The following is a 20813-nucleotide window of genomic DNA, read 5'->3' as shown; positions in this document are numbered from 1 at the left end:
GGGCTCACGGGCTCACGGGCTCACGGGGTCATGCTTTGGCACTTGGAACTTTTCACTTGGAACTTCGGGCTCTGGCACTTGGAACTTTTCACTGGGAACTTCGGGCTTTGGCACTTGGAACTTCTCACTGGGATCTCCGATGCGCAGCCTCGCCGCATGCACGACCTCGCCGACCTGCTCCGCCGCCGGCTCGAGATCATCGCCGATCACGCCTGGCGGGATCGCGATGCCGCCGCCCACCTCGATGCCCTGCGTCAGGTCTCCGAAGACATCGCCGCATGGCACGACCAGCACCGCGGCACGCTTCCCGCCCGACTCGAGCATTTCCTCACCGGTTGCTCGTACGACAAGGCGCTCGCCTTTGTCGAAGCCGCCGCCGCTGACACGAAATAAGTCGGATTCGTCACGGGGCGCTTGCGCCTGCCATGCGCTGGCCCTTAGGCTGCGGCCAGCGCTTTTCTCGTGAGTTCCGGCGGCAACCACATCACCGGCATCCTCCCAGCCCGCTGGGGGTCCAGCCGCTTCCCCGGAAAGCCCCTTCATCCGATCGCCGGCAAGCCGCTCATCCAGCACGTCTGGGAACGCTGCCGCCAATGCGGAAAGCTCGATGAACTCGTCATCGCCACCGACGACGACCGCATCCTGAAGGTCGCCGAAGCCTTCGGAGCGCATGCCGTGATGACCTCGCCGCACCACCCGACCGGCACCGACCGCCTGGCCGAGGCCGTTCGCGCGATTCCGGCCTCCACCCACATTCTCAACATCCAGGGCGACGAGCCTCTGATCGATCCGGCACTGATCGATGAGCTGGCCCAGGCCATGATCGACGATCCGGGCCTCGACATGGCCACGGCGGCCAACCCCATCGGCCCCGACGACCCGGCGGTCGCCGACCCCAATGTGGTCAAGGTCGTGACCACCCTGACCGGCCGCGCCCTCTACTTCTCCCGCTCTCCCCTTCCCTATTTCCGCAATGCGGTGGAGGGACTGGCGGTGTACCGCCACAAGGGCATCTACGCCTACACCCGCCCATTCCTCGAACGCTTCGTCACCTGGCCGCCCTCGCCGCTCGAGCAGGCCGAGTCGCTCGAACAACTCCGCGCCCTCGAAAACGGTGCCTCAATCCGGGTTCTCGTCACCGACGACACCTCCCCCGGGGTCGACACGCCCGAACAGGCCCGCGAAGTCGAACTTCTTCTCTCCACCACCGCTCACTGATCACCGCTTACTCGGCACTCCCATGAAATACATCTTCGTCACCGGCGGCGTCGTCTCGTCCCTCGGCAAGGGCCTCGCCGCCGCCGCCATCGGCACCCTCCTCGAGCACCGCGGACTGAAGGTGCTGATGCAGAAGTTCGACCCCTACCTGAACGTCGACCCGGGAACGATGTCGCCCTTCCAGCACGGCGAGGTCTATGTGCTCGACGATGGCGCCGAAACGGACCTCGACCTCGGCCACTACGAGCGCTTCACCTCGGGCGTCCTTTCCCAGATGAACAACCTCACCTCGGGACAGGTCTTCGACTCCGTGATCCGGAAGGAGCGCAAGGGCGACTACCTGGGCAAGACCGTCCAGTTCATCCCGCACGTCACCGACGAGATCAAATCACGCCTGCATCAGGTGAAGAACGACAACCAGGACGTCGATGTCCTGATCACCGAGATCGGCGGCACGGTCGGCGACATGGAGGGACTGCTCTTCCTCGAGGCCCTACGGCAGTTTGCCCTGGAGGTGGGGAAGGAGAACGTCTGCTTCATCCACGTCACCCTGCTGCCCTTCATCAAGGCCGCCGGCGAGGTGAAGACCAAGCCGACCCAGCAATCGGTCGCCAAACTGCGCGAAATCGGCATCCAGCCCGACATCATCATCTGCCGCACCGAGGCGGACCTCGACGAGGACAACCGCCGCAAGATCGCGATGTTCTGCAACGTCGAGCACAAGAACGTCGTGGCCTTCCGCGACGTCGCCCACACCATCTACGAGTGCCCGCTCGACCTGCGGCGCGACAAGATCGACCGCCTGGTCGTCGACCGCATCGGTCTCGGCCACACCCCATCCCCCGACCTCGAGGATTGGGAGGCCTTCGTCGACAAGGTCATCCACCCGAAGAACCGCGTGACCATCGCGGTCGTGGGGAAATACATCGAGCTTCAGGACGCCTACAAATCCATCTACGAGTCGCTGATCCACGCCGGTGCGAAACACGACACCAAGGTCGCGATCGTCCGACTCGAAGCCGAGGCCATCGAGCAGCATGGCGCCAAGTCGGTCGTCGGTGACGTCGACGGCCTGCTGGTGCCCGGCGGCTTCGGGGACCGGGGCATCGAGGGCAAGATTCTCGCTGCCAAGTATGCCCGCGAGGAGGGCATCCCCTTCTTCGGCATCTGCCTCGGCATGCAGATCGCCACCATCGAGTTCGCCCGCAACGTCTGCAAGCTGCGCAACGCCAACTCGACCGAGTTCGACAAGAACACGAAGTATCCCGTGATCTGCCTGCAGGAGGAACAGAAGGGCGTCGAGGACATGGGGGCGACGATGCGCCTGGGCTCCTGCGAGAGCATCCTTTTCGCCGGAACCCGGGCCTCGGATCTCTACGACGGCGCGGATCGCATCCACGAACGCCACCGTCACCGCTACGAGTTCAACTCCGACTTCCAGGACCGGCTCCAGGAAGCCGGACTCGTGATCTCGTCGGTGTCCGCCGCCGAGGGCCTGGTCGAGATCATCGAGATCCCCGAGCACCCGTTCTTCCTCGCCGCGCAGTTCCACCCGGAGTTCCAGTCCAAGCCGAACAAGGCCCACCCGCTCTTCTCCGGCTTCATCGAGGCGGCGCTCAAGCACTCGCAGGCCCATCCGCCGCGCAAGGATTGAGTCCGGTGGGAAACCCGAGGGAAAGCACCGAGGTTGTCCCACACGGTCCCAGCCTCACTCTCCCTCCGGTTTCCTTCGCGTGGAAGATTTCAGCTTTTCAGCTTTTCAGCATTTCCGCTTTTCCCTACGACTCCGCCCCCGCAAAGGACCCGTATTTCAACGGATAGAATGGCGGCCTCCGAAGCCGCAGATGCAGGTTCGATTCCTGCCGGGTCCGCCAGCCGTCGACAAGCCTTCGGCTGGCAGGTCGCTTCTGCAAATCTCTTGCATTTGCAGGCTTGGGGCTTTTGATTGGGTCCGAGGCTGCAGGCCGGCCTCCCTCTGAACATGCGCGGCTCGCCCCTGATCCGAACCATCGTCGTACTGCTGGCCCTCCTTGCAGCGGCCTTTGGCATCCGGAAAATCGCCGTCGATCCGGTGTCGGCGCCCGTCCAACCGCCGGCGCCCGTCGCCGGCGCCGCGTCCAGCGCCCCGTTCTTCCTCACCTTCTCCGCCCCTCCCTCCGAAGTCATTCTCGAGAGTGCGGGCGAAATTCTCAAACTCCGGCCGGAGGGCACCACGGCCCACGGTTCGATCAAGCTTTCCGACGACCACCCCACCCTCTTCGTCTCGATCCTGTGGGACGCCGGGGACGATTCCGTGCCGCGCTTTGCCAAGCTCACGCTCGAGCCTCCCGGGCAAGCAACCAAGACGCGGACCTTCGACGGACTCGGGGCGATCGATGACGTTTGGGAACTCCATCTTCACCCTTGAGCGAAATCCACCACGACTGCTGCGAGCACCACGACCACCACCACGAGTTGGTGGTCGAAGATCTGTGCGTGACCTACCGCAGGCACCTCGCCCTCGACCGGGCCGGCTTCGCCACCTCCTGCGGCAACCGCGTGGCCCTCATCGGTCCGAACGGGGCCGGCAAGACCACCCTGATCAAGGCCATCGCCGGGCTGGTCCCGCGGTCCGGCGGTTCGATCCGCTGGCGCGGCACCGCCGTGAGAAAATGGTCCCGGGAATTCGCCTACCTTCCCCAGCGCGAGGAGGTCGACTGGTCGTTTCCGATCACCGTCCGCGGCCTGGTCGAAATGGGGCGTTATCCGCAGACCGGATGGTGGGGACGCTTCAAGCCAACCGACCGGGACGCCGTGGAACGGGCCATCGAGGCCCTCGAACTCGGCGAACTCCAGCACCGACAGATCCGCGAACTCTCGGGTGGCCAACAACAACGGGTCTTCCTCGCCCGCGCCATCGCCCAGGAAGCCCATGTGCTGCTTCTCGACGAGCCTTTCACCGGCCTCGACCGACGGGCGGCCGCCCAGCTCGGTGAACTCCTCTCGCGGCTGTCCCACGAAGGCCGGCTGGTGATCGCCTCCCATCACGACCTGCGCAGCGCCCCCGAGCTCTTCGACGAGGCGCTGCTGCTGGCCACCCGGCAGGTCCGTTTCGGCCCGGTCGCCGACGTTCTCACCCCCGCCCTTCTCGACCAAACCTTCGGCGTCCCGACGGGAAAGGAGCGCCGACCATGAAATCGGCACGCCTCACCCCGCCACATCTGTTTCGCCCCTGATAGAAAGCCCAAGCCCCCGCCTCAACCCTCTCCCACCTTTTCTTTTTCCTCATCCCAGAACCCTACTCGCCGCCAAACCATCCCATCCTCCATCAACGATCTTCTCCATAACCCCTTTTTCCAGCGCGCGCTGGCCGCGGCCCTGCTGATCGGCTTTTCCAACGGCTTTTTCAGCGGCTTTGTCGTGCTCAGGAAGCACGCGCTTTCGGTCAGTGCGCTCTCCCACACCATGCTTCCCGGCATCGCGCTCGGCATCGTGGTCGCGGGTGCCCTCACCCAGCTCAGTGCCTTCCTCGGCGCACTTTTCGCCGCGCTTTTCGTCGGACTCGGGTCGGTCGTCGTATCGCGGGGCAAACGCGTCGCCCAGGGAACGGCGCTGGCCGTCATCTACACCACGGCCTTCGCCGCCGGGGTGGCCGTGCTGCCCCATCTGGACACCCGGCAGGAGCTCGAGCACTGGCTCTTCGGAGAAATCCTGGCGGTCGGCAACGGCGACCTCTGGACCATGTTCGGCATCGGCTCGCTGACCCTGCTCACGGTCAACCTCCTGATGCGCCCGATGCTGCTCACGCTCTTCGAGCCCAATGTGGCGGCCGCCCAGGGCGTGCCGGTACGGCTAATGCAGTACCTGCTTTTCGCCCTGCTGGCGCTGTCGCTCGTGGCCTCGCTCCAGGCCGTCGGCTGCGTGCTCTCGGTCGGCCTGCTGGTCGCCCCGGCCGCCACCATCTCGCTGCTCACCGACCGCACCTCGCTGCTCTTCTGGGGCGGCGGTCTGCTCGGTGCGGGCGGTGCCGTCGGGGGGGTCCTGCTGTCCGCCGCCTTCGACCTCAGCACCGGTCCCACCATTGTCATGGTCCTCGGTGGCTTCTTCCTCCTCGCCTGGATCTTCAGCCCCCGCTACGGCCTCCTCGCCGCCAGGCGGGCGTGATGGACCGCCGATTATAGAATCGGCCCTTCCGTCGGTGCAGGTCGATACCCCTCACACCCCCGAAATCGGGCGGGCCACATCCGGACAGTTTCTCAAGATTTCGTGATCCCTTGTGTAGAGCCAAACGCCGAGCGATCTCGCTCGTGCCACGTAGGCCGCATCGTAGAAACTCAGATTGCTCGCATTGGCTTCCGCCAGCACGACCTCGTCGTCGCGGTCCGCACAATAGCCGACCATCCTGACCTTTGGGGAATCGCATCCAGCTTGACCCACGCTTTGAGATTCCCTTCCCCCTTCTCCGGGCTACGCCCGCCCTTCACGCTTGGCGGCATCGATCTCCGCGGCGCTCAAAAAAACCCTCACCCTGTCCCGCAACGCGGCAGCTTGCCGGATTTCCCGCTCGACGCGGACCCGGCGCTCCTCGTCGGTCTCGGCAGCCTGGGATCGACTCAAATCCTCAATCACCTGCTGGTTCAAACTACGCCGGTTCCGTCGCGCCCGCTCCTTCAAAGCCGCGTGCAATTCATCCGGCACGTCCCGAATCGTCATGGTCTTCATGAAATCCATTCTAGTTCCACGAAATCAAAACCCAATCATTCTGACAGCATGGCCTTGCGAAATCGGATTCCACGCGTGGGGAGGCCTCCATCCCCGGCACAAGCTCTCTGCCAGCGTTGACCCTCACCCGTCCCGCGCCGGCCACATTCTCCCAAAAACCCGTGCCCGCCCCCTGTCTTTGTCCCACCCTCGGTGTTGTTTTCGGAGTCGAAACTGGCGCAAACCTACTCAAACGTAGCCCGCATCACGATTGACGCCAGAGTCACGATATCCCAACCTCCAGAAGCGTTCAAAATGCCCACCGCCACCGCACCACAACGCCGCTTCACCGGCCACGAAACTTTCGTCTGTCGCTATGCGTGGCTTCCAAAGGTGGTGCGGGAACTCGACCCCGACCGCAGCGGCAACCCGCTCCTCTTCAAAGACGAGGACGACGCCATGGTCCGTCTTGGCGTCGGGAAGAACATGGTCCGCTCGGCCAAATTCTGGGCGGAATGCACTGGAATCATCGAGGAGATCGAAGGTGGAGGCCATGGCCCGACCGAGTTCGGCCGCCTGATCCTCGGCCACGACGGCTACGACGAGTTCCTCCAACGCATCGAAACGCTCTGGCTCCTCCATTGGAAGCTCGCCACCAATCCAAAGCGCCCACTATTCCACTGGCAGCAGATGCTCAACCACTGGCAGCGTGCTGAATTCAGCGAGTCGGAGGTGCTGCCTTTCCTGATCCGAGGCCTGCGCACCGATGAGACGGTTAAGTCGGAGCGCACCTTCGCCGATGGCTTCCGCGTCTTCGTGAATTCCTACCTGCCGACCCGCGGCCGCAAGGGCGAAATTGCCGAAGACAATCTCGACTGCCCGCTGGTCGAGCTCGGCCTGCTTCAAAAGGTCGGGGAAAGGCTCAAGGACGCAAACACCCGCGAGCCGGTCTATAGCTTCGTGGTCGACCGCAAACCTGGAATCTCAAGCGCGTTGTTCGCCTACTGCATCTGGGACTACTGGCGGAATAGCCCCTACGACGGCCAGTCCTCTCTGGGCTTCCGCTTCGTTTCCTCCGCCGAAGGAAGCCCCGGCCAAATCTTCAAACTTCCCGAACTCGCTGTCCGCCCGCTACTCGACGGACTCTCATCTGCCACCGATGGCGCTTTTGCCTTCGTCGAGTCATCGTCCATGCAGCAAGTCGAAATGAAATCCGGCCTCACCGAGGAGGATCTTCTCCGGTTCATCTACACGCCCGCCGACTCATGACCCTCGTCAGCGACTTGTTGAATGTCAGCCCGCGTTTCATGCGCTCCGTGAATCTGGAGCGTGATTTCGCCGACCCTCAGTCCCTCGATGGCTACGTCACCACCCCGGACACGGTCACCCACCTCAAGCAGATCGCCAACGGCCTTCGCAAGGAATCCGGGCAGCGTGCGTGGCACATCACCGGCGACTTCGGCTCGGGAAAATCCAGCTTCGCCTTGGTCCTTGCGACCTTGATGGGCCGCCCTTCCTCGGAGATCCCTAAATCCCTCAAGGAACTTGGCACTGCGCTCGGCTTGGGCGCGAAAGCACCCCGTTTCCTCCCCGTTCTCGTCACTGGCTCCCGTGAAGCCATGTCAACAGCCGTTCTGCGTGGACTCGTCACCGCTTTGGAAAGCTCCCACGCGGGGAAAAAGAAATCGCCGACCCGCACCAAGGCGGCAGCTCTTCTCTCCAAGGGCGGATTTCAGGACCGCGAGGTCGTCGCTTTGGTCGAGCAAACGGCGACCGAACTGGTCCGCGCAGGCTCGTCTAGTGGACTACTTCTCATCATCGACGAACTCGGGAAGTTTCTCGAGTTCGCAGCCCTGAACCCCGACGCGCAGGACGTCTTCTTCCTCCAGTCGCTCGCGGAATCCTCGTCGCGCAGCCAGTCAGCACCGATCCACTTGGTGGGACTTCTGCACCAAGGCATCGTCGAATACGCCGATAAGCTTTCCATTACCGCCCAGCGCGAGTGGCAGAAGGTCGGTGAACGCTTCGGGCAAATCGAGTTCAAGCAGCCGCTCGGACAAGTCGCCACCCTCGTCTCGGCGGCACTTCGGGTAAATGACGGCGCGAAAGAGCTTCGAGGCTGGAAGTCCGCCGCCAAGGAAGCAATGACCGCAGCCGTGGAACTCGGCCTCTTCGGTCCCGCTCCCGGAAAAACGGAACTCGTCCGCCTTGCGCCGTCGCTTTACCCGCTTCACCCGACCGTCATTCCGGTTCTCGCGAAATTCTTCCGGCGCTTTGGCCAGAATGAACGCTCGTTGTTCAGCTTTCTCCTCTCGGCCGAACCCTACGCGCTCAGATCCTTCGCGGAGCAAGCCGCGTCCGCCGACACCACCTTCCGCCTTGCGGACTTCTACGACTTCGTCGCCTACAATTTTTCCCACCGTCTCGGCAGCCAGAGTTACCGCAGCCACTGGAACCACATCGACGCCGTCGTCCGGGGTGCCTCGGAAGAGGATCAGGAAACACAACAAATCCTCAAAACCGTCGGCATCCTGAATGTCCTCCAGGAACCGGAGCTCCATCCGACCTTGGACGTCGTTTCGCTCGCCCTCGGTCACCCCAAGGATCTCGAAAAGCGTCTACTCAAGCTCTGCCAGCGCGGCATCCTCTACAACCGCGGCCAGCTTTCCGGCTACTCGTTGTGGCCCCACGCCAGCGTCAATCTCGAGCAGCGCTTCATCGCCGCCACCGAGACCGTCACCCACAGCGCGCCCATCGCGTCCGTCGTTCAGGCCCGCCTGGACGCCCGTCCCGTGGTGGCCCGCCGCCACTACATCCAGACCGGCAATCTCCGCTCCTTCGATGTGCGATTTCTGACGGCCTCCGGCTTCGCCGCTGCGAATGCCGAACTCCAGGCCACCCACCCCTCTGATGGCGTGATCGCCGTGGTCCTCTGCGAATCCGCGGCCGAACGCGCCGAGGCGGAAAAGGCCGCCCGAAAGCGGAAGGACGATCCCCGTCTCCTCGTCGCCATCAGCCCGCCACTGGAGTCCCTCGCCAGCTATTCGCTGAATCTCGAACGCTGGCACTGGGTCGAGCGCTCCACCCCGGAGCTGAAGGACGACCGCTTTGCCGCCGAGGAAGTCGACCGCCAGATCAAGGCCGCCACCCAGGCGCTGGAGCTGCGCATCCAGGAATTCGTCGGCTTCCGTGGCACCGACGCGTCGAACTCCGTCTCCGGGGTCGCGTGGTATCACCAGGGCAAGGAACCCGCCGCGCTGAAGAGGCGCGAACAGTCCCTCCAGGAATTCCTCTCCAGTCTCTGCGACGATCTCTTCCAGCTCGCCCCACACGTCCGGAACGAACTCGTCAACCGCCACGCGATCAGCACCGCCGCAGCCAGAGCACGCCAACTGCTCTTCGTGGGCATGCTCCAGTCGGCCGACCAGAAACTGCTCGGACTTCCCGAGGACCGCTACCCGCCGGAGAAATCGATGTATCTCTCCGTGCTCGCGGCCGGCGGCGTCCATCGGGAGCGGAAAGGCAAATGGTCCCTCGACTTCCCAGCTGAGGACGAGGATCCGCTCCACCTGCGCCCGGCTCTAACCGCGATTGTCGGGAAGTTGGAGAAAGTGCCCGACCGCCGCGTGCCGGTCTCCGAGCTCTACGAGATGCTCCGGTCCGAGCCCTACGGCGTCCGCGACGGGCTCATTCCCATCCTGCTCCTCACCGTGTTCATCGTCCACGAAACGGAGATCGCGGTTTACGAGGACAATGTCTTCCAGCCGGAAGTGGAGGAGAACCTCATGATGCGCTTCGCGCGGCGCTGGGAAACCTTCGAGTTCCAGCTCTGCCGCATCCAGGGCGTCCGGAAGGTGCTCATTACCGAGCTGGCCGCCGTCGTCGATGCCGACAAGGCCGAAAGCTCGAAGATTCTCTCCATCGTCCGGCCCCTCTACCTGTTCGTCGCCGGATTGCAGGACTATGCCCGGCAGACCGACCAGCTCGCGCCGGAAACCCTCGCGCTGCGTAAACGCATCGATTCATCAGTCCGCGAGGCACCTCGCGAAAATCATGGAAGATCAAATCACGAGCCGCCGCAACTTCGTCACAGGGGCGTTACGGATCATAGCTATTTCCTGCGCAACGAGTATGCAAGGAAGTGCGCATGAGATTCCGAACATGACTCAGGGAGATCTTTCAGTCCTCGGTGATGCCTTCCCGGAAGAAACCCACTACCTTGGGCAGGTTTTCAACAATACGACGAACTCGTACAAACTTTTCTGGTTCCTATCCATCGTTGAGATCGTCAGCCGAAATGCCTCAGAAAGGCTTCCGTTGAATGAAATCTTCGCTGAAATGGTGGTTTCGGCGTGGCATCCGGTATCTCTGTTTCGGCTCTCACTTGGCAGGCAGGACAAATTGCAAGACCTGGTGCAAGAAGTTCAATTAGAGTCTGGCCTCGCGAACGACGCGAAGCCGACAGAGGTAAGAAAATGGATTCTTGCCTCTAACAGCATCAGCGCGAAGCTCGATTTCTTTCGGCGCTACGTGCCAACACGCTTTTTAACCCCCTGGTTCGGTGCTGAGCTTTCCGGGGTTCGGGATGACCTAAAGAGAACAAAACTGATCGTCGAGCAAGCCGCATTGAGTCAGAGACAATCCCCCTCGGCACCATACTTTTTCGAGGACGATGCGATTGTCATAAACACGTCGTGGTTGACCTTCTTCAGGAAGAACTTCGGCGTCGTTAAGGCGTTTGCCGAACACAACCTTACGCTATTTCTTCAGGCTAGGAATCCGAACATTCCCTCGGTGGTGAATAAGCTTCGAGCGCCGAGCGAAAGAAACTTGAATGAAGCCAAGAAGTTTTGGGGCGAAGCACGGCTTGGATTGCTCCGAGAGGGCCGAGGGAATGATTTTGTCGACATTTACACGGACAAAGAGCTCGGTGAGAAGTTCTCGATCGACCATTTTCTTCCGTGGTCATTTGTCGCTCACGATCTGCTGTGGAACCTCGTTCCCGTGGACAAGGCAGTCAATTCCAGCAAAGGCAACACATTGCCAGATCTGGATGAATACATGCCGAGATTTGCGCGTATTCACCTAGCGGCTATCCACGCAAATCGAAAAAAACCGAGGCTCTTGGAGCAGTATCTGGATTGCTTCCAACTCGACAACCAAGGCTTGCTTCGTCTTGGAGAAGAGGAGTTTCTCACCAAGTATCGAAGCGTGATTGTTCCGCAGTCGCAGCTCGCAATGAATCAGGGTTTTGCACACGGCTGGCGGTTCGTGCCTCAGTAACTCCAACTACTTGAACCGTTGAATTCTCCGGATCCAGATTCTTTTCTATGTGAAGAAAACCGCCATGTTTTGAACGTGTCTGGCGGCAAGGACAGTTCGGCATTGGCCTTGTTAATGGCCGGTCGTGTCAAGGGCTTCGAGCACTTCCGGCACGATGGCATGGAATACGTCTTCTGCGACACGCAGAAGGAGCTGCCGGAAACCTACGAATACCTCGCCCGGCTCGAAGCCGAGCTGGGTTCGAAGATCATTCGCCTGAATGCGAAGGCGGGCTTCGATCACTGGTACAAGCTCTTCAATGGCTACCTGCCCTCGCCGCAGAATCGCTGGTGTACGAAATACCTGAAGCTCAAGCCCTTCGAGGCCCACGTCGGAAACGACAATGTCGTCAGCTACGTCGGCCTCCGAGCCGATGAGGATCGCGTTGGCTACATCAGCCGGAAGCCGAACATCAAGACCCGCTACCCGCTGAAGGAGGCGGGGATCGACTACAACGGCGTGATCAAGATTCTCGAAGACAGCGGGATCGGGCTGCCGACGTTCATGAAGTGGGGACGCACCAATTCGGGCTGCACCTTCTGTTTCTTTCAGACGCCTTTTGAGTGGGCGAAGCTGTTTGAGCGCTATCCCGAGTACTTTGAGGAAGCCATGGGCTACGAAACCCTTGATCCCTCAGATCCCAACAAGCAGTTTACCTGGATGGAGGGGGCTCCTCTCAGCGCGCTCCTCGACAAGGAAGTACGCGAACGAGTGTTACAGTCTGGAATTCGACCTGCCGCTTCAAAATCAGACGGCAAACTGACCTCGATTTTCGGTGTGGGCGGCGGGTCGGCACCATCGTCCTGCCTTCTTTGTCAGAAGTAGGAACACCCTGCTCTTCGGAGTGATGTGTTTTGGTTTTCGTAAAATTGTGTGACATCAAAACCTAGAGGTAAGGTCGCGGTAATTACCCCTTTGTAGTTCAAGCGGTCGATTTGGAAGCCTGCCTTACCATTTACGACGACGGGGAAGGTCAGCACCCCGCGGATTTCGAGCGGACGTTCCTTTCCTTGCTCCAGGGGAACAAGAACGAGATCCCGTTCGTTCAGGGGAAGTACAACATGGGCGGGACCGGGGCGATCGTCTTCTGCGGGGAGCATCGCTACCAGTTGATCGGCTCGAAGCGCTTCGATGGGACGGGCGAGTTCGGCTTCACCCTGATCCGCAAGCACCCGCTTTCGGCTGAGGAGAAGAAAACCAAGAAGAACACCTGGTATGAGTATCTGAAGATCGACGGCAAGATCCCGAGCTTCCCGATCACCGAGTTGGACACCGGCCTGGCCGACCGAAAGTTCACCACCGGGACGATCATCAAGCTCTTCGACTACCAGTTGCCGTCCGGGAGCCGCGGTGGCCTGCCGCAAGAGGTGAGGCGGGCGCTGAATCAGTTCCTTTTCGAGCCGGCTCTTCCGATCTACCTGAAGGACAGCCCGGAACGCTATCCGAACAACAAGGTGCTGGAAGGGGACACCTTCGGCTTGAAGCGTCGGCTCGAAGAGGACGACAGCAAATACGTCCAGGAGCACTTCACCGACGAGCTCAGCCACAAAGGCGTCGGGACGATCAAGGCGACCTGCTACGTCTTCAAGGCGAAGGTGGATGGGAAGAGCGTCAAGGAGACCCGGGACAGCATCTCCCGCGAGTTCTTCCACGATGGAATGTGCGTCCTGTTCTCCCTGAACGGCCAGGTCCATGGCCACTTGGGCACGCAGTTCATTTCCACGACCCTCAAAATGCCGCTGCTGAAGAATCACCTGCTGATTCACGTGGATTGCACGGGCCTCGACTACGACTTCCGCTCCGAGCTTTTCATGGCGTCCCGGGATCGCCTGAAATCTGGTGACAAGACCGCCGAGCTGCGTCAGTTGCTCAAGGAGCTTCTGCTCAAGAGCCAGCTCACGGAGATCTACAAGCAGCGGAAGAACGCGATTTCGGTCGAGGGCGGCGATGCGAAGGACCTGCTCAAGTCGTTCTCGAAGAACCTGCCCTTCAACAAGGATCTGATGCGCCTCCTGAATCAAACCTTCAAGATCGAGCAGCAGGACGAGCAAAAGAAGAAGCAGGCCAAGCCGGAGAAGCCGAAGGAGAAGAAGCTCAAGGAGCCATTCAATCCTCAGCGCTATCCATCGTTCTTCAACCTCAAGGGCGGCGATGGGAAATCGTTCCTCACGATTCCTGAGCGTGATGAAAAGACCATCCAATTCGCCACGGACGTCGAGGACAGCTACTTTGATCGAAGCGAAGATCCCGGCGAACTCAAGGTTTCCATTCTCCAGCGCCGGAACAACGAGTCTGACGGCGGCGACTTGCCAGGGATGGTGGACACACCCGATGATCTTCTCGACATTCGTAAGTCCAGCCCGAAAGACGGAACCATCCGGATCGGACTTGGGGCCACCAGCGATCTGAAGGTAGGTGACGAACTTGAGATCAAAGCGACTCTCGGAGGTCCTGAGGATTTAGAATGCCGCTTCTGGGTCAAGATCACTGAGCCGGCTCAGAAGCCCAAAGAAACGAAGAAGCCCGATCAGGACGAAGAGCCTCCGATGGGGCTTCCGGATTACCAGCTTGTTTACGAAAAGGAACAGGAAGACTCACCCGACGTCCTGACCTGGGAAAAGCTCGGCGAATCCGGGATTGAGATGGATTGGGAAATCCCGATGCAGCCGCACGTCGGCGACGACGGTAACCTTGAGAAGGTTCTCATCAACATGGATAGCCGGGTGCTGAGAAACTTCATCAGCCGCCAAGGCGCGATCGGAATCGATCAGAAGGAGCTCGCGGAGAAAAAATACATCAGCTCCGTCTACTTCCACACGATCTTCCTCTACAGCATTACCAAAAATAAAAAGTACGAATTGAAACAGGGTGAGACGCCCGTGGATCTTCAAGACTACCTCAGAGACGTCTTCGCAAGCTACTACTCGGAGTTCCTTCTGAACTTCGGGATGGAGGACCTGATCTCGTCGATAGCGGACTAGGAATTCAGTTCTGCGAACGTCTCAAGCGCGGCGATCAACTGGCGAAGATCGTCTTCGGTCGATTCCTGCCCCAGACTCACCCGAATCGACTCGTTGGCCAGGTCGTGGGAACCGCTAATGGCGAGAAGCACATGGGACGGGGTGATTGCGCTCTCCAGGCATGCAGCGCCAGAAGAAACGCAGATGCCTTGTTGATCCAAGAAGGTTACCAGCGCGTCCCCATCCATTCCGGGAAGGAACACGTTCGAGGTGTTTGGCAGGCGACTGCTCGCGCAGCCGTTGATGTCGGCACCTGCGAAGCTCGCGAGGACTTGCCGCTCGAATTGGTCACGCTCAGCGGCGATTCTCGCCCATGGATCTAGACCAGCGGAGCTGACAAGCTCGGCGGCAGCACCCAAGCCAACGATTTGCGAGACATTCTCCGTCCCTCCTCGTAGCGAGTGCTCCTGCTTGCCTCCGTGAATCAGCGGAACGAACTTTTCGGGTTCTCTGACGACTAAAGCCCCGACTCCCTTGGGGGCTCCGAACTTGTGCCCGCTGAGTGTCAGAAAGTCGATTGGAGCGTCTTCAAATGACACCGGGATCTTGGCAACCGCCTGAACGGCATCGGTATGGACCGGGACACCTGCGTCCGCAGCGATAGCAGCCAACTCGCGAATCGGCCAAATCACTCCGGTTTCGTTGTTCGCCCACATCAGCGAAACAAGCGTCGTGTCGGGCCGGATTGAGCGACGCAAGGATTCCAGATCGAGGCCGCCTCCAGAATCGACGTGGAGGCGAGTGACTTCGATGCCGTGCGTCTGCTCCAGATAGTCACAATAGGCCAGGACCGCCGAGTGCTCGACCGCTGAGGTTACCACGTGCCGCTTGCTTGGATCACGGAACACCGCCGAGTGAAGGGTGGAGTTGTTTCCTTCGGTCGCTCCACTGGTGAACACCACCTGCTCGGGAAGCGCGCCCACGAGCGCCGCCACCTTTGCCCGCGCTTCCTCGACAGCCCGCCGGGAGAGGCGGCCAAGGCCATAGATGCTCGAAGGATTCCCCCAGTTCTCGCGCAACCACGGCAGCATCGCGTCCACCACTTTGGGGAGCACGGGGGTTGTCGCGTTGTGGTCGAGGTAGATCACGCGAAGGTCAGAACCCAAATTCTCGCCGTTGCCAAGCGAGGTTTCTGGATCGGGCGGAAATTTCTCCGGGAGGATGGGCCTCCGCCGTATAGACTCCCACCACCGCCCCACCTCCTGCCCTCCTCCTAACTTGGACAAGGAAGCAGTGCGCACTACGTTCGTGCGGTGAAAAACATCACCCTCAGCGCCGATGAGCGGACCATCGAGCTGGCCCGAGAGACCTGTTCCCTGGGCGAAGCCAAGCTCGCATGGCGTGAGCGGAGCGAGGCCAAACGCCGACATGCTGACATCCGAGAGAACCGCAGCACGAAGCGCGGCGCTTGTCGGCACCCAACGCAAACCCGGATGCCGGCCCAACAAGCCCTCCCACTCCTCCACCGGAGTGCTCGGCTCGATCAGCCTGCATCGTTCCTTCAACCGCATCTCTCATGCCGTGACAGCGGCCACGATCAAACCGTCCGACTCCAATTCGTCCGCGATCCGGTTCTCGCGACCCACTCCATGGCGCCGGCGGTCAGTCCTCCGGATCCTCGATCTCGTCGATTCGCCGCATCACCTCCAGAGCCTCCCGCGAGAGCCGCTCCTTCTCGTCCCGCAACCGTCCGGCTTCTTCCGCCTCGGGCGCGGTCATCTCGAGCTTCCACTCGATGGCTTCCGTCCGGTTGATGAGGTCATCCAGAAGGCGCTTGAGCGCCAGCAGCTCTCCATCCGGCAGGTCTCCGGCTGCGGCGTCGGGTGAGACGTTGATCACGATTCAAGATACGCCGGAGCCCGGCGGCGTTTGTCGAGCAACGCACCGAGGCGCTCGGAAATGGCAGGACCTCAAGCTCCCCGCTCCCCGCTCCCCGCTCCCTGCTCCTGGAACTTGGAACTTCTCACTGGGAACTTCGCGGCGATAGGCTGCGCCGCATGACATCCGGCCTTCTGATTTTCCTCGGCGGCGGACTCGGGGCGCTGTGCCGCTGGCTGCTCTCGGGCTCGGTCCAGACGCTGGCCGAAAAGACCGCGCTCCACCGCTTTCCCTGGGGCATCGGCACCTGCAACCTGCTGGGCTGCTTCGCCGTCGGCCTGGCCTTCGGCGCCTTCGCCACCCGCACGGCTCCGGCGTGGGTCTTCCCACTGGTGGTCACCGGCTTCCTCGGCGGCTTCACCACCTTCTCCACCTTCGGCAACGACACCCGGGAACTGCTCCACGAGGGCTTCGGCGGGCTTGCCCTGACCAACGTGCTGATCTCGACGATCGGCGGCGTGGTGCTGGTGTTCATCGGATTCCGCGCCGGCCATTCCATCGTTTCCTGAGGTGAAAACCTTCCACCACACCGAGTTCGCCGACCCCGCCACGCTGCTCGCTGAAAAGCAACGCCAGGGAATCGCCCTCAGCGTCTGCATTCCGACCCTCAACGAAGAGGGCACCATTGCGCGGATCGTTTCCTGCCTGCGGGAAACGCTGATCACGAGATTTCCGGTTCTCGATGAACTGGTGGTGATCGACTCCGGATCGACCGACCGAACCCGCGAACTGGCCGCCGAGTCGGGGGCCACCGTCCAGCTCGCCTCCGACATCCTCCCCAACCACGGGGAGCGCTGCGGCAAGGGCGAGAACCTGTGGAAGGCCGTTTACGAATGTCGCGGCGACATCCTCTGCTTCCTCGATGGCGACATCGGCAACATCGATCCCCGATTCGTGCTCGGGACGATCGGGCCGCTGCTGATCGATCCCGCGCTTGACTACGTGAAGGGCTTCTACGAACGCCCCCTGCTCGCCAGCGAGGGCGTGGATCCGCGCGGTGGCGGGCGAGTGACCGAGATCCTCGTCCGCCCCCTGCTCAAGCGGTTCTTTCCCGAGCTCGCCCGGCTCCACCAGCCGCTCTCGGGCGAGTATGCGGCCCGGCGACGGGTGCTCGAGCGCATCCCATTCCCGACCGACTACGGGGTGGAAACCTCGCACCTGATCGACGTCGCCCGCCTGGTCGGTGCCCAGGCCATCGGCCAGACCGACCTCGACGAACGGATCCACCGCAACCGCTCGCTGGCGGACCTCGGCCGGATGTCGGGCCAGATTCTCGATGCCTTCTTCGCCCGCCTGCCCGGCGGCCCGGATTCCGAGCGCGAGCGCCCGCCGATGATGTCGCTCGACGACTACCTCGACCGCTTCCACGCCAATCCGGAAGCTTCCAGAGTATAGCTCCGGTTCGCGGGCTTCGAACGGTCTACTGCTGCACAACCCCACCGCGCCGAACCATCCGCATCAGGTTCGATTGTCCCTCGCGCCACTTGTAGCCGGTTCCGAAATCCAGCGGCTGCGACCCGGCCCGGTAAGCGTTCCGGAGGGTTTCCTGGCGCCACTCGGAAAACAGCTTGATCGGCCCGTCATAAGTTCCGAACCGCGTGATCTCCCAGTCATCCGCAGCAAAGAAGCCGTAGGGAATGCCGGAGTCATCCTGGATGACCACCTCGCTGTGCGACAACAAGTGCCCGCGGATCACCGAGAAGTATTCCTTGTGCATCAGGTAGGAGGCGGCCTTGGCATAGGCCGCTCCCGCCGGCCGCGCCTCCAGGAATTTGAGGAATCCGGTCTTCCCGATCTCGAAGTCGGCCACGTTGGTCGAGAAATAGAACAGGGAGCGCTTGGCGACCGGTTGGGAGCGGTCGGCGAAGTCGATCCTCACCCCGTCCACCTCCGGACCGGCCTGGCGGACGGGCCGGACCGTCCCGTCGGGTTTCAGCTCGAGGTACTCGAGATCCAAGACCTCCTCGCCCGAAGCCGCGAGGAACAACAGCATCACCGGAATGGTTCCGGGAAAGATCTCCTGCCGCAGGTCGTCCTTCATGTCATTGGTCCTGAAAAAGCTGAACTGGAGGATCTCACCCAGCGCCGAGCGGATCTCGCGAAGCCCCGCCGCGGCATTCGGGGCGGTCAAGCTCTCAGCGGTGGGGGCCTCGCCGACCGGCTCCAGCCCGCAGAGGATGAAGGTCCCGGCATCGGGAAACATCCGGAGGGCATGCAGGATGTCGGGACCGCTGAAAATGTAGCGAACCACTCCGCCTTGCCTGGTGTGGGGCGTCACTTGCTTTCCCGCCCACGCCTCGATCTTCTTCAGGGTGTTGTCCTCGTACGCCTCCCAGCGTTTGCCCATCAGTTGCTGATGCGTCTTCCACGCTTCCGATTGCGACCACGCCGGCGGTTCGGAGTCCGCGGGTTGGATCCCCGCGAGGAAACAGGCGGCATCGTCGTAGGCCGGTGTGGCCGCCCCGGCGCCGAGAACGAGACCGCAGAGCGTGGAGCAAATCGCGACGACGGAGCGGAGGCGTGAGTGAGGCATGGCGAGAAGCCACAGCAATCCTCCGGCCAAACCAAGGCAAATCACGCACCTCACGGAACGGCCGGCCCCGTACCAATTTCCCCGGGTCGGGATCTCCCGGCAGACCACTGGCGCAGAGCGGCGGTGGCGAGTTCCGGATTGCGGGACCGCGCCCTCCAACCGAGACTTCCGCCGTGTCGGCAACCGAGCCCATTCCCGTGGCCATGCTGTCCGCCGAGCAGTGGCGGAGGCACGTCGGGCGGCACCGTGAGCAGGTCCGCCGGAAGACCACATCGACCCGGAACCGGAAGGCGGCCGGCAGGTCCCACCCGGTCGAGGACTTTCTCTTCACCTACTATTTCATCTCCCCGACCAAGCTCGAGCAGTGGCATCCCGGTGCCGGGATCGTCCTCGAGAATGCTGCCGATCTGCCGGACTGGTTGAGTCACCCGCCCTACCTGAGCGACGATCGGGGCACCTTCCTTCCGGAAACCGGGCCGCCTGCAAAAGCCCGCGAGCGTCTGCGGTGGATCCTCGATCTGCTCGTCGCCACCCGCGGCCGCGCTCCGAACTTTTCGTGCCATGGCCTCCACGAATGGGCGATGGTTTACACCGGCACGGATATCCGCCATCGCGAGTCCTGCCCGCTGCGACTTCCGCAGGCCGAGATCGACGCCCTGGTCGAGTCCCGCCCGATCTGCTGCAGCCACTTCGACGCCTTCCGCTTCTTCCATGCCGACGCGCGCCCCCTGAACCGGCTCCAGCCCACCCTCGACCTGCGCCAATCGCTCGAGCAACCCGGCTGCCTTCATGCCAACATGGATCTCTACAAGTGGACCGGCAAGGCCATGCCGTGGGTCGGCTCCGAGCTGCTTTTCGAGACCTTCGAACTGGCCTTGGAACTGCGCGAACTCGACATGCGTGCCAGCCCCTACGATCTCTCGGCCTACGGCCTCGATCCCGTTCCCATCGAGACCGAAGCCGGTCGCGCCGACTACGTCCGCCAGCAGCAGGCCCTGGCCGAAAAGGCCGCCCCGCTACGCCAACGGCTGATCGACGCGCTCCAAGCCCTGCTTTCCCCACCTCCCAAAATTGCTTGAAAGGGGCATGAAGGGCTTCGAGTAGAGCCCGAATCAATGACTGACAATACCGACGACGTGAAGGCCGTGAAGCAGCTCGGGGAAGCCCGGGACGCCATCGTGAAGGAACTGCGCAAGACCATCGTCGGCATGGACGAGGTCATCGACGAGATGATGATCGCCATCTTCGCCCGCGGCCACTGCCTGCTGGTCGGCGTGCCGGGGCTGGCCAAGACCCTGCTGGTCAGTTCTCTGGCCGAGACGATGTCGCTCGGCTTCAAGCGGATCCAGTTCACGCCGGACCTGATGCCGTCCGACATCACCGGCACCGAGCTCCTCCAGGAGGACCCCGAGACCCACCAGCGGCGCTTCATGTTCCAGAAGGGGCCGGTGTTCACCAACCTGCTGCTGGCCGACGAAATCAACCGCACCCCGCCGAAGACCCAGGCCGCGCTGCTCGAGGCGATGCAGGAAAAGCGGGTCTCGTCCGGCGGCGAGGAATACAAGCTCGACGCGCCGTTCTTCGTCCTTGCGACGCAGAACCCGATCGAGCAGGAGGGCACCTACCCGCTTCCCGAAGCCCAGCTCGACCGCTTCCTCTTCAATATCCGCGTCAAGTATCCCAGCCACGCCGAGGAGCTCGACATCATGAAGAGCGTGACCAGCGACGAGGTGCCCGAGGTCCGGGAGGTCGTCGACGCCAAGGCCATCCTCGAGTTCCAGCACGTGGTGCGCCGGATCCCGGTCGCCGATCCGATCTTCGAATACGCGGCGCGGCTGGTACGCGCCACGCGCCCGGACGAGCCGGATGCGCCGGAGTTCGTCAAGAAGCTCATGTCGTGGGGTGCGGGACCCCGGGCCTCGCTCAACCTGATCCTCGCCGGCAAGGCCCGCGCCGCGCTCCGGGGACGCTGTCATGTCTCCGAGGACGACATCCGGGCCATCGCCCCGCCCATCCTCCGCCACCGCATCATCCCCAGCTTCGCCGCCCGCTCGGAAGGCATGACCCCGGACACGCTGGTCGAGCGCTTGCTGAAGGAGGTTCCGGCGGGAGACACCGCCCGGCGAAAGGCAGGATGACCGGGCGTTCGTGTCGTTCCAGAC

19 protein-coding genes and 1 tRNA gene are annotated in these 20813 nt (G+C 62.1%); 16 read left to right on the top strand and 4 right to left on the bottom strand.

Features of this window, described 5'->3' with window-relative positions:
* Window positions 1–156: 156 nt before the first annotated feature.
* The 7 genes from ACG2LG_RS09240 (at window position 157) to ACG2LG_RS09210 (ending at window position 5361) form a co-directional block, all read left to right on the top strand.
* The gene (locus ACG2LG_RS09240) at window positions 157–393 is read left to right on the top strand and encodes a hypothetical protein (protein WP_396258350.1); all 237 of its coding nucleotides are present in this window, start codon (window positions 157–159) and stop codon (window positions 391–393) included.
* Between the two features lie 69 nt (window positions 394–462).
* Entirely contained in the window at window positions 463–1218 is a 756-nt protein-coding gene (gene kdsB, locus ACG2LG_RS09235) for a 3-deoxy-manno-octulosonate cytidylyltransferase (RefSeq protein WP_396258349.1), read from the top strand.
* 22 nt (window positions 1219–1240) lie between these two features.
* Window positions 1241–2872 (top strand): CTP synthase, encoded by a 1632-nt coding sequence (locus ACG2LG_RS09230; RefSeq protein ID WP_396258347.1) that lies wholly within the window; start codon window positions 1241–1243, stop codon window positions 2870–2872.
* Between the two features lie 145 nt (window positions 2873–3017).
* Window positions 3018–3092 (top strand) — tRNA-Arg (locus tag ACG2LG_RS09225).
* 107 nt (window positions 3093–3199) lie between these two features.
* On the top strand, window positions 3200–3625 hold the full coding sequence (locus tag ACG2LG_RS09220) for a hypothetical protein (protein ID WP_396258345.1): 426 nt from the start codon (window positions 3200–3202) through the stop codon (window positions 3623–3625).
* The gene (locus ACG2LG_RS09215; protein WP_396258343.1) at window positions 3622–4392 is read left to right on the top strand and encodes a metal ABC transporter ATP-binding protein; all 771 of its coding nucleotides are present in this window, start codon (window positions 3622–3624) and stop codon (window positions 4390–4392) included. The genes ACG2LG_RS09220 and ACG2LG_RS09215 overlap by 4 nt, the downstream gene beginning before the upstream one ends.
* Before the next feature lie 120 nt (window positions 4393–4512).
* Window positions 4513–5361: a metal ABC transporter permease gene (locus ACG2LG_RS09210; protein ID WP_396258386.1), complete on the top strand. Its 849-nt coding sequence runs from the start codon at window positions 4513–4515 to the stop codon at window positions 5359–5361.
* Window positions 5362–5664: 303 nt separating this feature from the next.
* Here ACG2LG_RS09210 and ACG2LG_RS09205 read toward each other — a convergent pair whose 3' ends face one another.
* Complete coding sequence (locus tag ACG2LG_RS09205; RefSeq protein ID WP_396258342.1) at window positions 5665–5919, bottom strand: FitA-like ribbon-helix-helix domain-containing protein; 255 nt, start codon at window positions 5917–5919, stop codon at window positions 5665–5667.
* A gap of 294 nt (window positions 5920–6213) precedes the next feature.
* Here ACG2LG_RS09205 and ACG2LG_RS09200 point away from each other — a divergent pair, with 294 nt between their 5' ends.
* From ACG2LG_RS09200 to ACG2LG_RS09180, 5 genes are all read left to right on the top strand, one after another.
* Window positions 6214–7167, top strand: a complete 954-nt coding sequence (locus tag ACG2LG_RS09200) for a DUF4007 family protein (RefSeq protein WP_396258340.1) — start codon at window positions 6214–6216, stop codon at window positions 7165–7167.
* Window positions 7164–10049 (top strand): hypothetical protein, encoded by a 2886-nt coding sequence (locus tag ACG2LG_RS09195; protein ID WP_396258338.1) that lies wholly within the window; start codon window positions 7164–7166, stop codon window positions 10047–10049. Before ACG2LG_RS09200 ends, ACG2LG_RS09195 begins: the two co-directional genes overlap by 4 nt.
* Complete coding sequence (locus tag ACG2LG_RS09190) at window positions 9952–11181, top strand: HNH endonuclease domain-containing protein (protein ID WP_396258336.1); 1230 nt, start codon at window positions 9952–9954, stop codon at window positions 11179–11181. The genes ACG2LG_RS09195 and ACG2LG_RS09190 overlap by 98 nt, the downstream gene beginning before the upstream one ends.
* An 18-nt stretch (window positions 11182–11199) precedes the next feature.
* A complete protein-coding gene (locus ACG2LG_RS09185; protein WP_396258334.1) occupies window positions 11200–12045 on the top strand; it encodes a phosphoadenosine phosphosulfate reductase family protein in 846 nt (281 codons plus the stop codon).
* A 110-nt stretch (window positions 12046–12155) separates the two neighbouring features.
* Window positions 12156–14201 carry a hypothetical protein gene (locus ACG2LG_RS09180; protein ID WP_396258333.1) on the top strand — a complete coding sequence of 682 codons (2046 nt, stop codon included), beginning with the start codon at window positions 12156–12158 and terminating at the stop codon, window positions 14199–14201.
* On the opposite strand, the gene ACG2LG_RS09175 is transcribed toward ACG2LG_RS09180, so the two are convergent.
* Window positions 14198–15751, bottom strand: coding sequence for a cysteine desulfurase family protein (locus ACG2LG_RS09175; RefSeq protein WP_396258331.1), 1554 nt, complete (start codon window positions 15749–15751; stop codon window positions 14198–14200). The two genes, ACG2LG_RS09180 and ACG2LG_RS09175, sit on opposite strands and share 4 nt — an antisense overlap.
* Before the next feature lie 91 nt (window positions 15752–15842).
* Window positions 15843–16079: a hypothetical protein gene (locus tag ACG2LG_RS09170; protein ID WP_396258330.1), complete on the bottom strand. Its 237-nt coding sequence runs from the start codon at window positions 16077–16079 to the stop codon at window positions 15843–15845.
* Window positions 16080–16237: 158 nt separating this feature from the next.
* Between ACG2LG_RS09170 and crcB the strand changes: the two genes are divergently transcribed.
* Window positions 16238–16627 (top strand): fluoride efflux transporter CrcB, encoded by a 390-nt coding sequence (gene crcB, locus ACG2LG_RS09165; protein WP_396258328.1) that lies wholly within the window; start codon window positions 16238–16240, stop codon window positions 16625–16627.
* A 1-nt stretch (window position 16628) separates the two neighbouring features.
* On the top strand, window positions 16629–17513 hold the full coding sequence (locus ACG2LG_RS09160; protein ID WP_396258327.1) for a glucosyl-3-phosphoglycerate synthase: 885 nt from the start codon (window positions 16629–16631) through the stop codon (window positions 17511–17513).
* A 25-nt stretch (window positions 17514–17538) separates the two neighbouring features.
* Here ACG2LG_RS09160 and ACG2LG_RS09155 read toward each other — a convergent pair whose 3' ends face one another.
* Window positions 17539–18651 (bottom strand): hypothetical protein, encoded by a 1113-nt coding sequence (locus ACG2LG_RS09155; protein WP_396258325.1) that lies wholly within the window; start codon window positions 18649–18651, stop codon window positions 17539–17541.
* 173 nt (window positions 18652–18824) lie between these two features.
* Between ACG2LG_RS09155 and ACG2LG_RS09150 the strand changes: the two genes are divergently transcribed.
* Entirely contained in the window at window positions 18825–19730 is a 906-nt protein-coding gene (locus ACG2LG_RS09150) for a 3-methyladenine DNA glycosylase (protein WP_396258323.1), read from the top strand.
* A gap of 36 nt (window positions 19731–19766) precedes the next feature.
* A complete protein-coding gene (locus ACG2LG_RS09145) occupies window positions 19767–20789 on the top strand; it encodes an AAA family ATPase (RefSeq protein ID WP_396258322.1) in 1023 nt (340 codons plus the stop codon).
* The last annotated feature ends 24 nt before the right edge of the window (window positions 20790–20813 follow it).

Origin of the sequence: Haloferula sp. A504 (assembly GCF_044385805.1) — a bacterium.
In the GTDB taxonomy this organism is placed as follows: Bacteria; Verrucomicrobiota; Verrucomicrobiia; order Verrucomicrobiales; family Akkermansiaceae; genus Haloferula.
This window is presented reverse-complemented; position numbering and strand designations above follow the sequence as displayed.

Excerpts from the sequence above, each read along its gene's own strand:
- ACG2LG_RS09200 (WP_396258340.1), top strand. The coding sequence starts at position 6,214 with ATGCCCACCGCCACCGCACCACAACGCCGCTTCACCGGCCACGAAACT.
- ACG2LG_RS09175 (WP_396258331.1), bottom strand. The coding sequence starts at position 15,751 with ATGCGGTTGAAGGAACGATGCAGGCTGATCGAGCCGAGCACTCCGGTG.
- crcB (WP_396258328.1), top strand. The coding sequence starts at position 16,238 with ATGACATCCGGCCTTCTGATTTTCCTCGGCGGCGGACTCGGGGCGCTG.
- ACG2LG_RS09240 (WP_396258350.1), top strand. The coding sequence starts at position 157 with ATGCACGACCTCGCCGACCTGCTCCGCCGCCGGCTCGAGATCATCGCC.
- ACG2LG_RS09145 (WP_396258322.1), top strand. The coding sequence starts at position 19,767 with ATGACTGACAATACCGACGACGTGAAGGCCGTGAAGCAGCTCGGGGAA.
- ACG2LG_RS09190 (WP_396258336.1), top strand. The coding sequence starts at position 9,952 with ATGGAAGATCAAATCACGAGCCGCCGCAACTTCGTCACAGGGGCGTTA.
- ACG2LG_RS09230 (WP_396258347.1), top strand. The coding sequence starts at position 1,241 with ATGAAATACATCTTCGTCACCGGCGGCGTCGTCTCGTCCCTCGGCAAG.
- ACG2LG_RS09195 (WP_396258338.1), top strand. The coding sequence starts at position 7,164 with ATGACCCTCGTCAGCGACTTGTTGAATGTCAGCCCGCGTTTCATGCGC.
- ACG2LG_RS09155 (WP_396258325.1), bottom strand. The coding sequence starts at position 18,651 with ATGCCTCACTCACGCCTCCGCTCCGTCGTCGCGATTTGCTCCACGCTC.
- ACG2LG_RS09205 (WP_396258342.1), bottom strand. The coding sequence starts at position 5,919 with ATGAAGACCATGACGATTCGGGACGTGCCGGATGAATTGCACGCGGCT.
- ACG2LG_RS09220 (WP_396258345.1), top strand. The coding sequence starts at position 3,200 with ATGCGCGGCTCGCCCCTGATCCGAACCATCGTCGTACTGCTGGCCCTC.